The sequence below is a fragment of the Streptomyces sp. NPDC017520 genome (assembly GCF_044329855.1).
In the GTDB taxonomy this organism is placed as follows: Bacteria; Actinomycetota; Actinomycetes; order Streptomycetales; family Streptomycetaceae; genus Streptomyces.
In genome coordinates, this window is the sequence record NZ_JBIRKB010000007.1 from 393,982 (window position 1) to 407,028 (window position 13,047).

The 13,047-nt window shown below is 70.3% G+C and carries 12 protein-coding genes, 1 tRNA gene and 1 pseudogene; 4 read left to right on the plus strand and 10 right to left on the minus strand.

Annotation, left to right across the window (positions count from 1 at the left end; genetic code table 11):
* Window positions 1-79: 79 nt before the first annotated feature.
* The 3 genes from ACH4KB_RS19755 to ACH4KB_RS19765 form a co-directional block, all read right to left on the minus strand.
* The gene (locus tag ACH4KB_RS19755) at window positions 80-541 is read right to left on the minus strand and encodes a single-stranded DNA-binding protein (RefSeq protein WP_398067164.1); all 462 of its coding nucleotides are present in this window, start codon (window positions 539-541) and stop codon (window positions 80-82) included.
* A gap of 144 nt (window positions 542-685) precedes the next feature.
* Window positions 686-2,641, minus strand: a complete 1,956-nt coding sequence (locus ACH4KB_RS19760) for a GTPase (protein ID WP_398067165.1) — start codon at window positions 2,639-2,641, stop codon at window positions 686-688.
* Window positions 2,638-4,281: an ATP-binding protein gene (locus ACH4KB_RS19765; protein WP_398067166.1), complete on the minus strand. Its 1,644-nt coding sequence runs from the start codon at window positions 4,279-4,281 to the stop codon at window positions 2,638-2,640. The genes ACH4KB_RS19760 and ACH4KB_RS19765 overlap by 4 nt, the downstream gene beginning before the upstream one ends.
* Before the next feature lie 306 nt (window positions 4,282-4,587).
* Here ACH4KB_RS19765 and ACH4KB_RS19770 point away from each other — a divergent pair.
* The 3 genes and pseudogenes from ACH4KB_RS19770 (at window position 4,588) to ACH4KB_RS19780 (ending at window position 6,789) form a co-directional block, all read left to right on the plus strand.
* Window positions 4,588-4,660, plus strand: a tRNA-Arg gene (locus tag ACH4KB_RS19770).
* Window positions 4,661-5,084: 424 nt separating this feature from the next.
* Window positions 5,085-5,314, plus strand: a pseudogene (locus ACH4KB_RS19775) (transposase family protein); the annotation flags it as partial.
* Window positions 5,315-5,646: 332 nt separating this feature from the next.
* On the plus strand, window positions 5,647-6,789 hold the full coding sequence (locus ACH4KB_RS19780) for a Fic family protein (RefSeq protein WP_398067167.1): 1,143 nt from the start codon (window positions 5,647-5,649) through the stop codon (window positions 6,787-6,789).
* A gap of 13 nt (window positions 6,790-6,802) precedes the next feature.
* On the opposite strand, the gene ACH4KB_RS19785 is transcribed toward ACH4KB_RS19780, so the two are convergent.
* Window positions 6,803-6,934, minus strand: coding sequence for an integrase (locus ACH4KB_RS19785; RefSeq protein WP_398067168.1), 132 nt, complete (start codon window positions 6,932-6,934; stop codon window positions 6,803-6,805).
* Window positions 6,935-7,166: 232 nt separating this feature from the next.
* A complete protein-coding gene (locus tag ACH4KB_RS19790; RefSeq protein ID WP_398067169.1) occupies window positions 7,167-7,553 on the minus strand; it encodes a hypothetical protein in 387 nt (128 codons plus the stop codon).
* A gap of 316 nt (window positions 7,554-7,869) precedes the next feature.
* On the opposite strand from ACH4KB_RS19790, the gene ACH4KB_RS19795 reads away from it, so the two are divergent.
* On the plus strand, window positions 7,870-8,007 hold the full coding sequence (locus ACH4KB_RS19795; RefSeq protein ID WP_398067170.1) for a hypothetical protein: 138 nt from the start codon (window positions 7,870-7,872) through the stop codon (window positions 8,005-8,007).
* On the opposite strand, the gene ACH4KB_RS19800 is transcribed toward ACH4KB_RS19795, so the two are convergent.
* Genes ACH4KB_RS19800 through casA form a run of 5 tightly spaced genes read right to left on the minus strand, consistent with a single transcriptional unit; the run spans window position 7,977 to window position 13,027 of the window.
* Window positions 7,977-8,699, minus strand: a complete 723-nt coding sequence (locus ACH4KB_RS19800) for a type I-E CRISPR-associated protein Cas6/Cse3/CasE (RefSeq protein WP_398067171.1) — start codon at window positions 8,697-8,699, stop codon at window positions 7,977-7,979. The genes ACH4KB_RS19795 and ACH4KB_RS19800 overlap by 31 nt on opposite strands.
* Window positions 8,696-9,571 carry a type I-E CRISPR-associated protein Cas5/CasD gene (cas5e, locus tag ACH4KB_RS19805; protein ID WP_398067172.1) on the minus strand — a complete coding sequence of 292 codons (876 nt, stop codon included), beginning with the start codon at window positions 9,569-9,571 and terminating at the stop codon, window positions 8,696-8,698. The genes ACH4KB_RS19800 and cas5e overlap by 4 nt, the downstream gene beginning before the upstream one ends.
* The gene (locus ACH4KB_RS19810; RefSeq protein WP_398067173.1) at window positions 9,568-10,923 is read right to left on the minus strand and encodes a type I-E CRISPR-associated protein Cas7/Cse4/CasC; all 1,356 of its coding nucleotides are present in this window, start codon (window positions 10,921-10,923) and stop codon (window positions 9,568-9,570) included. Before ACH4KB_RS19810 ends, cas5e begins: the two co-directional genes overlap by 4 nt.
* Window positions 10,920-11,516 carry a type I-E CRISPR-associated protein Cse2/CasB gene (casB, locus tag ACH4KB_RS19815; RefSeq protein ID WP_398067174.1) on the minus strand — a complete coding sequence of 199 codons (597 nt, stop codon included), beginning with the start codon at window positions 11,514-11,516 and terminating at the stop codon, window positions 10,920-10,922. Before casB ends, ACH4KB_RS19810 begins: the two co-directional genes overlap by 4 nt.
* Window positions 11,513-13,027 carry a type I-E CRISPR-associated protein Cse1/CasA gene (gene casA / locus ACH4KB_RS19820; RefSeq protein WP_398067175.1) on the minus strand — a complete coding sequence of 505 codons (1,515 nt, stop codon included), beginning with the start codon at window positions 13,025-13,027 and terminating at the stop codon, window positions 11,513-11,515. The genes casB and casA overlap by 4 nt, the downstream gene beginning before the upstream one ends.
* Between the last annotated feature and the right edge of the window lie 20 nt (window positions 13,028-13,047).

A 13,047-nucleotide genomic window follows, 5' to 3' on the forward strand; every position in this document is an offset into this window, starting at 1 on the left:
GTACTGCCCTTGCACAACCATTCCGAATCGGAATCGTTATCGCGCGACGGCCAGTCGCGCTTGTCGACGATCAGCCTTTTCAGGACACCGCGGCCATGGTGCCGACGTGTCCCCGCGGTTTCGGCGACTCGCGTACATCGCCGTCCGTGACACTTTCCGGACGCTCCGTCAGAACCGGTTCGACTCTGGCCGCCCGGCGGAAGGCGGCCGTTCCCCGGCTCAGATCGTGGCCGACGGCGACGGCTTCGACATCGACGAACGTCCTTCGCTGCCCGGCCTGTTCCTCCTCGCGGACCTTCAACCGGCCGTGCACGACCAGAGGTTCTCCGACCGAAACGGAACCGGCCAGATTCGCGGCGAGCGTCCGCCAGGACCAGACGGTGTAGAAGCTGGTGCGGCCGTCGGCCCAGAGCTGTTTCTCACGGTCCCAGCGCCGGGGAGTCACGGCGAAACGGAATCGCGCCATTCCACCGGTGGCCGTCTCACGGAACTCCACCGCCGTCGCGGCGTTGCCCACCAGTGTCACCAAGGTCTCGTTCATTTTCCCGCCCCCGCTTTCCCTGTCGTACCGGATCGCACCATCGCACCGCTCGTACCGCGTCGCACCGCTCGTGCCTCTCCGGGCGGCGGTGGGGTGCGGACTCCATGGTGGACGCCGGGCGGGAATCGCGTCGGAGCCTGTGGACTACCGGCCGGTTGTGGAGAACTCCGTCACCGTCACGTACCGCTCGCGCACTTCCCGGTAGCGCACCAGTTCGGCGGCGACCGGATCCAGGACCCTGGCCCGGCCGCAGCCGGCGGCCGCGTCGCGCAGCCGCCGCTCGGCGTCCTGCCCGTACCGCCTGGCCGGTCCCCGGATGGCCGCCGCACAGGACCACTCCACGAGCGGGCCGCCGACGACTCCGGCCAGCATGATGAGCGCGGGCGTGACGAGCCCCGGCTCCAGGACGCCGATGATCTGGCCGACCAGCCACAGGCCGCCGAAGATCTGGAGGAGCGTCATCGACACCTGGGCCAGCACCGCGGCGGGCCACCACTTCGGCCGGGGCGGCTTGGCCGGACGGCCGCCGAGCGGGGCTCCGGGAGAAGTTCCGGCAGAGATTTCGGCAGAGATCCCGGCAGAGGTTCCGGGAGAGGTTCCGGCGATGGTGCCCTGCCCCGCCTCCGTTCGACCGCCCCGCTTGGACGCGCCGGGGGCCCCGGCCTTGACCGCCAGTTCGTCCAGCGCCTCGGGCAGCCCCTTCGCCCCGTTGAACGCGGCCTCGCGCACCGCCTGCGCCCAGGGGCCCGGCAGCCCGTCGGCGGCGTCGTCCGCGACGATGCGCACCGCCTGCTCGACCCGCTGCCGGGCCGTCGGTTCCTCTTCGGGCGGGGTCAGCGCCTGGCCCATCCGGTCCAGGCTCCCGGGCAGGCCCCGGTTCTCGTACCAGCGCCAGAGCCGCAGCCACGGCGTCCCGCAGGCCCGACCGGCGTTCCTGCGCCACTCCCGCTCGGCGGCCTGTCCGGCGGCCGCCGCGCCGACGGCCTCGGCCAGCCGGTCGGTGAACTCGTCGCGGGCCCGCTCGCCGAGTCCGGGCCGGCCCTCGGCCACGTAGACCGGGCGCAGCCGCGCCGCCGCCGCGTCGACGTCGGCCCAGAGACGGCGAGTGGCGGCCGTGCGGTCCTGGACGAAGCGGCCGACCATCTCGCGGAGTTCGGGTACCCCGTCGCCGGTGAGCGCGGACAGGGACATGACGGTGGCGCCCGGTTCGCCGTGCTCGCCGAGCGCGATGCCGTCCTCGTCGAGGAGGCGGCGCAGGTCGTCGAGGACGAGGTCGGCCGCCTCGCCGGGCAGCCGGTCGGTCTGGTTGAGGACGACGAAGGTGACCTCGGCGTGCCCGGCGAGCGGGCGCAGATAGCGCTCGTGGAGGGCGGCGTCGGCGTACTTCTCCGGGTCGACGACCCAGATCACCGCGTCGACCAGGGCCAGCACCCGGTCCACCTGGTCGCGGTGTTCGGTGGCCGCGGAGTCGTGGTCGGGCAGATCGACCAGGACGAGTCCCTGGAGCGCCTCGTCGAGGGCGGCGGGCCCGGGGTGGGGCCTGCGCCGCAGCCGGCCGGGGACGGCGAGGCGGTCCAGCAGCCCGGCGGCCCCGTCGGTCCAGCTGCACGCGATGGGCTGGGAGGTGGTGGGCCGGCGCAGCCCGGTGTCGGAGATCGGGGCCCCGGCGAGCGCGTTGAACAGGGTCGACTTCCCGCTGCCGGTGGCCCCCGCGACGGCGATGACCGTGTGCCGCGAGGAGAGCCGCTGCCGGGCGGCGGCCTCGTCCAGCACGCGTCCCGCCTCGGCGAGGGTGTCCCGGTCGAGCCGGGCACGGGAGAGCCCGACGAGCTCGCGCAGGGCGTCCAGCCGGGGCGGCAGCGGCCCGCCGGAGGGGACGTACGCCTCGACCTGCGGCTCCACGTCGTCGTCGGCGGGCGTCCGTGGGGCGGCTTCCCCGGCCTCACGGGCCTTCGCCGCCGCGCGCCGGGCGATGAGCCCGTCGTCCCAGCGCCCGTCCCCGTCCCTGCCCGGCACCTCCCCGTCCGACTTCGCACCACCGCCACCATTGCTGCTGCCGTTGCCGTTGCTGCTGTTGTCGTGGTCCGTGACGGCGGTCATCGCTGCCACCTCTCCTTCTGCAGTACGGAAAGCGCGGCGATCAGTTCGGCCTGGGGTTCGGGAGCGACGTCGAGCGCGTCGAGCGGGGCGAGGCGGCGGTCGCGTTCGCCGCCGAGTACCTGGTCGAGGTAGGCCGTCAGCAGCTCACCGCCCTTGTCGCGGAGGCGCAGCGCGCCCTGGGCGCCGATGCGTTCGGCGAGCTGCTCCCCCGCCGCACGGGCGCGCCGCCCGCCGAGGAGGGCGGCCGCGAGCAGTGCGGCGACGGTCTCGGGGGCGGGCGCCACGTTGCGTTCGAGCTGGCGCACCTCCTCGTCGGCCAGTTCCTCCAGGACCCGCCGCCACCGGCGTACGGCGACGGAGATCCGGCCCTCGACGTCCTCGGCGGGCCCCCAGCCGCCCGCCTCGCGTCCGGCGCCCTCGAACCGGAACAGGCCACCGGCGGGCTCGCGGCGCCACTGGGTGCGGATCTGTTCGTCGGCGGCGGAGACCGAGCACTGGAGCAGGGCCACCAGGCTGTCGACGAGGGCTTCGAGGAGTTCCTCGGGCGAGCTGTAGAGCGGGTAGCCGCGCCACCGGGTCCGCGCGTCCCCGGAGAGCACGGCACCACGCTGGAGGCGACGCCGGATCCGGGCGGCCTCCTTGCCGTACGCGTCCTGGACCACCCCGGTCAGCCGTACGGAGGCGGCGTACTGGGCGGCGACGGCGGAGGCCAGCGAGGGCATCCGCACGTTGAGCGACTGGATGACGCCGGAAGCGGTGCGCGCCACCGCCTGCTGCCGGGCGGCGGGGTCCTGGGCCCGGTGGGCGAGCCAGGCGCGCAGCGGGGCGACGGCGGTGGTGGGGAGCAGTCCGCTGCCGCCGCCCGCGGACTCGGGCAGCTCCGGGATGGTGAACCGGGGCACGTCCCCGAGCCCGGCCCGGGTCAGCAGCGCCGCGTACTGTCGGGAGACCTCGGCGATCACCTGGTGGGGCACCCGGTCGAGGACGGTGACGAGGGCCGCGTCGTACTCCTTCGCGGTACGCAGCAGGTGCCAGGGCACGGCGTCGGCGTAGCGCGAGGCGGTGGTGACCATCACCCAGACGTCGGCGGCGCAGATGAGTTCGGCGGCGAGAACCCGGTTGCGTACGACGAGCGAGTCGATGTCGGGGGCGTCCAGGAGGGCGAGCCCGCGGGGCAGGCTCACGGCGGTCTCCACCCGCAGCACGGTCTCCCCGTCCTCGCCCCGGGCCGCGAGGTCGTCCAGCCCGTCCGGGTCGGGCGTCTGACCCGGCGGCAGCCAGATCCGGGTCAGCTGGGGCAGCACCCGCACCCCGGCGAACCAGTGGTGGTCGTCCGGGTGACAGACCAGCACCGGGGTCCGTGTGGTGGGCCGCAGCACCCCGGCCTCGCTCAACCGGCAGCCCACCAGCGAGTTGACCAGGGTGGACTTCCCGGCTCCGGTGGATCCGCCGATCACGGCGAGCAGCGGCGCCTCGGGGTCCTTGAGGCGGGGCAGGAGGTAGTCGTCGAGCTGGGCGAGGAGTTCGACCCTGGTCTGCCGGGCACGTTCGGCCCCCGGCAGGGGCAGTGGAAGACGCACGGCGGCGACACGGTCGCGCAGGGCGGAAAGTGCGTCGATGAGCTGAGGCCGTACGTCCATGGTCACCACATGCGAAGAATGCCCAATTTTGGAGCCTTTTTGAAGCGTATAGCCCCCTCTGCGCGGCGGTTCCACCCTCTGGCCAGAGTCAGGACAGAGGGGACGAGTGGGGCAGGGGCATAACGAGTGCACAACACCCGGCGCGAGGGGAGCGAAAACCGATGCAGGAATCGCACCTACCTGCGATTATCGGTTCGCTTCACCGAACCTCCACATCATGCCACGCAGGTGAAGCAACCGGGTCGAGGGGATCGGAGCCCTATCCTTGTCCCGGCACGGCCACGGAACCACCGATCAGGACTCCCGGCCCCCGTAGCTCAGTGGATAGAGCAGGCGCCTTCTAAGCGCTTGGCCGCAGGTTCGAGTCCTGCCGGGGGCGCACGTTTATGCAGGTCAGGCGGTTTTAAGCCCTCCGCAAGATCACTTGCGGAGGGCTTTTTCGTTGCCCGGGGTGAACTTTGCCCCGATTTCCACCCTCGCCGTTGGCTCCCCTTCCCACATACGTCCCCCAGTTCGGGAGACACCCCATGATCCGCCCCCAGCCGCGAGAGAGTAGTACCTGGTCAGAGCCATTCTGACAGTCCATCGGGAACGCACAGAGTGTGCGCCAAGGCGGCACCTGCTCTGTCCATCGCGAACCAGCGGCGCGATGCACCGTCCGTCTCCCGCTCGGCGAGGTCCCAGGCTCATGCTTCGAGGCAGCCCACTTGTTGCGGCAAAGCGGACTATCGGCAGGTACCGCCAGTGCGACGGTGGTTCTCACTGAACACTGCGCTTCTTCGAGTTGCCTACTGATCGGGTGATTGGTCGTGCAGCGCAACGAGAGAGTCCCCGGTTTGTTGATCGAGATGGAGGGCGGCCGACGCTGCAAGCTCCGTCCGTCCCAGCGCGCGTGGCACGGATGTACCTGCGCGAACACACCACATTCGCGAAGATCGCCGCCGCATTCGGGATCAGCGAGTCGACCGCCCAAGCCCACACCAGCGCGGTCGTCGACCTGCTCGCCGAACGAGCACCGGTCCTATTACGAAGCAGAACCCGCGCATCCGGCGAGATTCCCAGCGCCCGCCTTCCGTCGAAGTTTTGGGAGATGACGCAGAGTCGCCGCGGACTCGATCGGCATGCACGGTGATCATCCCAGCGCAATGGGTCAGTGCCGGCGGTCAGACATCTCCCGCCTCACGGACGCGCTATGACGAACTTCGCGGTATTCCATTCGGGTCGGCCACCTGCAACTCCCTGGGCGGCCACTACTGAAGGAACCCCGGAGGCCCTCCTCGGAGCCTTCGACAGCCCACCTCACAGCTAGCGAGTCCACCCCATCACCTACTTGACTTCGTGACACAATCATTGTGTCATCGAATCATGCTGTACGCGACTCCCACCTTGAGCAGAGACGATCTGCGCGCCCTCGATGAGATTGAAGCCATGCGTCGCGCCCTGCGCCACATGCTCCGTGCCACCCCGCGCTGGACCCACCAGCTGCGCCGTAACCTCACCGCCCGCGCAATCGCCGGATCGAACACCATTGAGGGCTACGCCGCGACGGTCGATGACGTGGAAGCCCTCATGTCCGGGGAGGAGCCACTGGAGACCGGGGAGAAGACGCGCGCCGAGCTGGGGGGCTACCAGCGCGGTATGACCTATATCCAGGCCCTCGCCGACGCCGGAGACGACTTCCGGTACGACGCCGGCCTGCTCAACGGCCTGCACTTCATGCTCCAGGGCCACCACCTCGACAAGCGCCCCGGCCGCTGGCGCGACGGGCCCGTCTACGTCACCAGCCCCGACGACCCCCTGGTCCCCGCCTACACCGCACCGGACCAGGCGGACGTTCCGGCTCTGATGGCGGAGTTCATCGACTGGCTCAACGAGGGCGATCTCGACGCACCCGTCCACGTCCGCGCCTCCATGGCGCACCTCAACCTCGTCAAGATCCATCCGTGGAAGGACGGCAACGGACGCATGTCCCGTGCCCTGTCCACTCTCGTGTTCTCCCGTGAGGCTCTGATGCCGCCCGAGTTCTCCTCCATCGAAGAGTGGCTCGGTCGGGGACAGAACACGTACGCCTACTACCAAATCCTGGAGGATGTGGGCGGCCCGCGCTGGAGTCCGGAGCGGGACACCCGGCCCTGGATCCGGTTCTGTCTGACCGCCCACCATCGCCAGGCCCAGCAGGCCCAGCGCCGCTTCGACGTCATGTCGCGAGCCTGGACCCGTCTGGTCGAAGGCGTCGAGGCCGCCGGTTTGGACGAGCGGGTGGTCTATGCCCTGCTGCCAGCCTTCTCGGACGCGAAGGTGCGCCGCACCGTCTACCAGCAGGACGCCGACCTCAGCGACCAGCAAGCTATCCGCGACATCCGGGAACTCGTGGCCCGCGGCTGGCTAGTCCCCCATGGCAAGGCCCGCGCCCGCTACTACGCCCCAGGCCCTCTCATGGCCCCGGTCCGGGACGAGGTCCGCCAGTCCATGGAGCCGTACACGGATCCCTACAGGCGGGAGCGGTGACCCTCACCGGCGATCACGCGATCAGGGTGGCCGAGGCGTCCGGCATCTCGTCGAATCGCTGCCGCAGATCTTGCTCTTGACCACAGATGCACTGCGCGTACGTGGCGAACAGCATGGCGACGCTGGTGCCGGCCCATTCGGCCACCTGGGCAGGTGGGATGTTCCCCAGGAAGGAGTCGATCGTCGGGGAGCAGGCTCGCCTCCTGGATACGCGCCCGCAAGAGGGTGGACAGGCTCGGAGGGCATGGCACTATGCGCGTCTCACCCTCTGCTCTGGCTTTCAGACGTCGCCGATCGTGCCGGGTTCTACTGTCGGTCTACGTGCACCCGATCTCGGGCTCGGCGGTGTGGACCACGATGTCGGCCCACTGCCCTTCCTACGAGGTAAGCAGGACAAGGTCCGAGACACGCAGCGCGACCGCTTCTTCCGGACGTAGCCCCGTGAAGTACAACGTGGCGAAGAACGCTTGCAGTCTTTGCCCGCTGCGCGGCCGACCGCGAATCCAGTCGAGCAGCTGCGCCGCCTGCCGCTCGTTCAGCAGACGGCGCCGGTCGATCTCACCGGCAGACCGCTGTGTGAGGTTCCGCGACTCGGGAACAGGGTCGGACGGCAGAATGCCGCGGACGATCGCATACCTCATCAGCAGATGCAGGACCCGTCGGTGCCGCTTCACGGACGAAGCGGCCGCCCGTCTCCCGTCCAGCAGCGTTCCCAATACCAGCAGCACGTCCTGGACGATGAGCGGATCGGTCCAGGCGTCCATGGTCCGCACCTCGATCAGGTCTCGCCCGTCCGCCCTCGTCAAGGAAACGGCCCCCGAATCGCTACGGGCTCTCCCTCCATGATCCCACCAGCAGTCGGCGAGCAAGATCGTCCCCCATGCGTCCCCCAAAACAGCTGACGACGCCTCACTGAACTATAAAATGCCAGGTCAGGGCGGTAGAGATAACGTTGGAACAAGTGCCTTCTAAGCGCTTGGCCGCAGGTTCGAGTCCTGCCAGGGGCACACGTTTACGCAGGTCAGAGCCTGCTTCTAGCCCTCCGTGAGATCGCTCGCGGAGGGCTTTCCGCTGCCCGCGATGCCGTTTGCTCTAACCATCGCGGGCAGCGGAAAGCCCGCCGCGGTCCGGTCCGGCGCTTCCGCGCGGTCGGAGAAGGGGTACGACCACGGGCTCACCGCCACCGCTCACCGCACCAGCAGCAGCCCGCAGCTGTAGGCGCGCCCGTGTCCCAGTCCCCTCGTCAGGGCCCCCACGAACGCCGTCGGGTCCGTCACCGTCAGCTTGCCCCTGATCTCCGCCCGGACGAGGCGGAGCCCCTTGTGCGGGGCGGGGCTGGAGATGAGGGGCAGCATGCGGACGGCCAGCTGTTCGGCCGGAGTGTCGACGCCCAGGCGCGTCAGGCCGTCGGGGGCGACGGGTGGTTCGCCGGCCGGCTGGAGTCGCCGGACGAACCAGGCCTTCACGTGGTCGGGGCGGGTGTGGGCCACCCGTTGGCCACGGGTCTTCTCCGGGGAGCCCGGTGCGGGCGGACGGCTGTACACGGGGTTGACGACCGTGCGGAAGTCCACCGTGTCGCCCACGGAGAAGGTCCGGTCGAGGGTAAGCGTCTCCGGCTCCCCGGCGAGCGCCGTTCTCGGGACGCGGCCCCAGTCCCCGGGCACCTGCGACTGCACGACGAGGGAGATCCGCGCCTCACGGAGATTCAGCGTCCAGGTCGACAGGATGCCCATCTGCGCGCGGGCGTCACGGCTGCCGTCGTCGACCCAGCCCGGGAAACCGCTCATGACGTTGCGGTGCATGTCCTGGGCGTCGATCAGCGCCTTGGCGGCATAGGGGTGCCGGGCATCCAGGGTGAGGAGGGTCTGGGTGGCGACGAACCGGGCGGTCGTGGCACGAGGCTGCTTCACAGGATGATGTCCCAATCCCTGGCGTGCGGATCGATGGTGACGCGGGCCCCGGTCTCCCAGCGCGCGGCATGCTTCGGCCCCATGGCCTGGAAGCTCACCGGCTGGTCCATGACCGGACTGCCGCCGGGCACCGGGTGCCTGCTCTCGATCCAGGCCCACGGCCGGTTCTCCCGGGCCGATCGAGGGGCGTCGGAGGGCGAAGGCAACAACGCCACGGACGCGAAGGCGTCGGCGAGCGTGCAGGCCATGATGGTGAGGGCCAACTGCCCCGACGGTGGACAGGACTTGCGCCCGAGCCACAGGAGTCGCTGCGGGTGCTCCAGAGCATGGGCGATCCGCTCCAGCACCTTCTTCTCGGGGTGTTGCAGGCCCACCAGGAAGGCGGCGTCGGAGAGATACCAGCGCTCGGTGACCATGGCTTTCCTGCGCACCTCGGCGGAGACCAGTGCCCCGGACAACGGATCCGCGGCGATCCTCTTCGGCGCTCCGTACCAGTCCGCCACCTCATGACGGCCGAAGGTGTCCCCGGTCACCGCGTCCACCGAAGCGGCGGCCGCCGCGGCACGCCGGTGGTCGGTGACCAGCTCGCGGGGGCGCAGCGGATACCGGCCGGCGCCGACGGTGTGGTAATCCCGCACCGGTTTGCCGGGGTGGTCGGCCCGTACGCCGAAGAGCAGAGGAGCCAGTTCGGCCAGCGGATCCTGCTCGGGTGCGTCCGGCGGGGGCTCGCGCGGCAGGCCGAGCGCGGCGGCGCACATCCCGATCACCCCTGACTTGGTGGGCCGGCTGTGCGTGTCGCGCTGCCAGAAGCGGCTGGCGACGCCCCAGGACTGGAGCGGAGCGGCAAGCCGGACGAGCAGCACGTGGTTCACGGCGCCAGCTCCCCGATCGCCGTGACGGATGCCACGCCTTCCCTGCCCGCCGTCTCGAACTCCTTGACCACGGCGTCGATCTGCGGGTCGTAGGTCAGCACTCGGGCAGCCGTCAGGTCGGGACGGCGTTCGCTGACGAAGGCGTGGTGGGTGAGGAGCCTGCGTACCGCGGCGGGCCCGGCCGGTCCTTCGCCTCCCGCGCCCGTCGGGCTCTCGTCGACGGGGCGCTGGAAGGCAGCGGCGTAGTTGTAGGGGCGCGTGCCCTCGAAGGCCAGGACGAGGGCGGGCAGCGAGCCGGTGGAGGCCGTGGAGTTCTTTTTCGCCTGGGGGAACGCCTCCACGAAGGCGTTGACGAACTCCTTCTCCGCGTCGAGTGCCGTCTCCGCCGCCTCGGCCTCGGTCATCCCGGCCGCGCGGAGATTGGTGGTCAGCTGGGCCCGGTCGAGCACGGCATGGCGGTAGAAGGTGCCGGAGATGAGCGACTGGTAGCCGGTCATCCCGGCCCCGGCGTCGTCCGCAGAGTCGAGGAAGTCCAGGGCGTTGCGCTTGCGGTGCAGCTTGGCGTCGTCCGCCGCCGCGTAGAAGTCGTCGACCTGCTCGGCTTCCTGGACGGTGAAGGCGTGGCTGCTCTGCACAGCCCCGTCCACGTTCGGCGAGTCCGCGATCTCCGCGAGGAAGCGGCCGTAGAGCGCGATGTCGATGGCGTCGCGCGGTGCGATGGCGAAGAGCACGGCCTCGCGGTGCCGCTTGGGGAGAGGCGGCACGGTGGCCTTTGCGGAGGCGCCCGTGCCCTCCTCCGCACCCGCTTCGGGAGCCCGGCCGGTCGCCCGGCCGCCCTTTCTGGTGGTCTTCTTCCTGCTCTCGTCCTGTGCCTGGAGGTACCCGTCCCGCCAGACCAGCAGGTCGTGGGCGTGCTCCTGGATGTGGGCGGCGATCCTCGACCCGGCGTCGGACGGGGCGAAGAGCAGCACCTTGGTCAGGTTGGCCACGGTCTTCTTGGCAGGGTCGCCGAACTTCAGGCCGACGGCCTCGATGACCGCGCGGGCGGTGGCGACGGCTTCGTCCCTGTCCCACCCGTGGTCCTTCTCCAGGGACCTCGCGGCGATGAGCGCCCATTCGCGCGTGCGGAGCCCGGTGCTGCGGCCCGCCAGGGCGCCGATACCGGCGTTGGCCCGGTCCCGGGCGTGCACACGCTCGGCCCGGCGGCGCGCCTGGCTGGTGATCATGTGACGCTCCACGCCGCCATAGACCAAGCTTTTCGGGGATCCGTTCTCGTCCCGTACGGGGAGCACGGCTACCAGCGTCTCCAGCACGTGCAGGGAGAGGAACTGGTTTCGGGGAGCCTCGGTCACGTACTCGCGTCCTTCCGCGTCGACTGATCGTTCGTTCCGTCGCCTGCCGCGGCCGCGCTTGGGCCGCCCTTCGTGCCGCGGCTCCGCGTGGGCGGCTCGTGGAAGTCCACGGTCCACAGGTAGGGGATACGCGCCCTGCGGTCGTGCCACCGGGCCAGGTCAACGGTGAGCTGCCCCCAGGAGGGCGGCGGCTGTTCGCAGGACCGCAGGCGGGTGATCGTGTGCTGAAGATGCCGCCACGGGAGGCGACGGCTCGCCACGACGCGGGACAGCAATCGCTGCGCGCCGGGGTTGTCGGGCCCACGCCCCGCCCCGTCACCGATCCTTCGGGCGGCCTCGCCGAGGCTTCCCTTCCCACGCAGGGGAACGGAAGCGCCCTGATGGTAGACGCCGAAGAGGAATGCGACTTTCTCGTAGACCTCGCGCTGCCCTTCGGGGGCGAACCACCCAGCACGGATATGGGAGTCGGTCGGCTTGGTGCGGCGAAGCTCGGCCAGATTCCCGTACTCGCGGTTGCGTACGAGGCTCATGAGCCAGGCGGTGAGCTGATCAGCAGCGCGCCCGTCCGCGACGGACTGGGAACGTTCCATCATCTCTGTCTCTCCTCCCGGAGTTCGGCGGGAGCTGTCCCATCAGCCATGTCAGCCTGGAAACGCTGTTCGGCGCGGGCACGGGCGAGCATGCCCCTCTCGTTCGGCTCCAGCGTGTCGAGCCGATTCCTGAGAAACTCCTCCGCATGGGCGCGGAGCTCCCCGGCGTAGTCACGCAGGGCAAGCGGCACATCCCCGCCCCGGGCCGTCTGATCGAGCAGACGCAGAAACGGCTCCCTCGCCGCCGGCCAGAACTCCCGCCGGGCATCGAACCGGGCCCTCTGGGCCTTGTGGTCGGATGGTTTCGGATTCGGGTAGGCCACCTTCCAGGCGGCGTACGCGGCGCGCTCCAGGGCCCGTGCCACGTACTCGGCGACCTCCGAGCCGTGCCGGGACGCCTCGCACAGCGCCTCTCCTTGGCTCGGGGCATACGGAAAGTGGCCCTCCGTCCAGGTGGCGGCGACCGTCTTGTCGGCGACGAGCCCGACAGCCCAGAGGACGCTCGGCGGGCCGCCCCCTTCGTACGGAAACTCGATACGCCTCAGCCGCCCGAACAGGCCCGTCGTCTCTCTGGTCGCAGCGGTGTAGAGCGCGTGGGCCTCACGCCAGAGAGCGCGGGTGGGCGATGGCCAGAGAGGCTTGCGGTGACCGTTCAGCATTCTCCCGGGGACGGCATCGTCGAGATCGCGCTCGGGGTCGAGAGCGAGAAGCTCACCGGCCCCGATCAACACCCTGTCGACGTGGACGGGTTCGCCCCGCGACGCCTGGGCCGGCTCCAGGAGCACGGAGCGGCCCAGGCTGCTGTGCAGGTCGGCGGGGCCGGACGTGGGGCGGGCCGGCGGCTTCGTCCTGAACGTCCGGCGCGGGTACTTGCCGGTGGTCCACGAATGGTTGAAGTCGCCCGCCTCTCCGTCCGCGGGGGGATAGAGGTTCAGGCGCAGCGTGTCCGCGAGGGTGCGGCCCTGGACCACGACCCGGATCCGGCCCTGGAGCCGGCCCGCGGCGAGGTTGGTCAGCTTCGGGCCCAGCGTCCTGCCCGAGATCCGGGCCCGGCCGGAGAGCCCGTAGTGGTGCTGGGTCAGCAGGGCTCTGAACGCAGCGGCGACCGGCAGCGGTTCGGAGTGTTCGAGGTGATGGTGATCGAACAATTGAACATAGTCGCCCACGCGTTCAAGGATGAGCTGGGCCGGCCCTGTCGCATCTTCATCGAACTGCTGGCGCAACTGGCTGTTCTGTCCCAGGGGCCGTTCCGGATGGAACAGGTCCCAATCGTCGGCGGATTCCCGGACGAGCCACTTCTCCACCTCGTCGAGGCGGTGCTCCTGGGCGACCCAGGCGGCCCACTCCTCATCGGACGACGGAAAGGTCCGGGAGGCGAAGCACAACGCGAGCAGGTATTCGAGGAGGGCCACCCCCTCGCCCGGAGTGGCGCAGTAGAGCCCGCTCAACTCCTGTGCCCGCCGCAGCACCTCGACCAAGGACAACTCGGCGGCTTCACCTTGAAGGGAGATCACCGGCACACAGGGCTGATACC

Bases quoted from the DNA above. Each gene is read 5' to 3' on its own strand.
- ACH4KB_RS19755 (WP_398067164.1), bottom strand. From the start codon at position 541: ATGAACGAGACCTTGGTGACACTGGTGGGCAACGCCGCGACGGCGGTG.
- ACH4KB_RS19760 (WP_398067165.1), bottom strand. From the start codon at position 2,641: ATGACCGCCGTCACGGACCACGACAACAGCAGCAACGGCAACGGCAGC.
- ACH4KB_RS19765 (WP_398067166.1), bottom strand. From the start codon at position 4,281: ATGGACGTACGGCCTCAGCTCATCGACGCACTTTCCGCCCTGCGCGAC.
- ACH4KB_RS19780 (WP_398067167.1), top strand. From the start codon at position 5,647: ATGCTGTACGCGACTCCCACCTTGAGCAGAGACGATCTGCGCGCCCTC.
- ACH4KB_RS19790 (WP_398067169.1), bottom strand. From the start codon at position 7,553: ATGGACGCCTGGACCGATCCGCTCATCGTCCAGGACGTGCTGCTGGTA.
- ACH4KB_RS19795 (WP_398067170.1), top strand. From the start codon at position 7,870: ATGCCGTTTGCTCTAACCATCGCGGGCAGCGGAAAGCCCGCCGCGGTC.
- casB (WP_398067174.1), bottom strand. From the start codon at position 11,516: ATGATGGAACGTTCCCAGTCCGTCGCGGACGGGCGCGCTGCTGATCAG.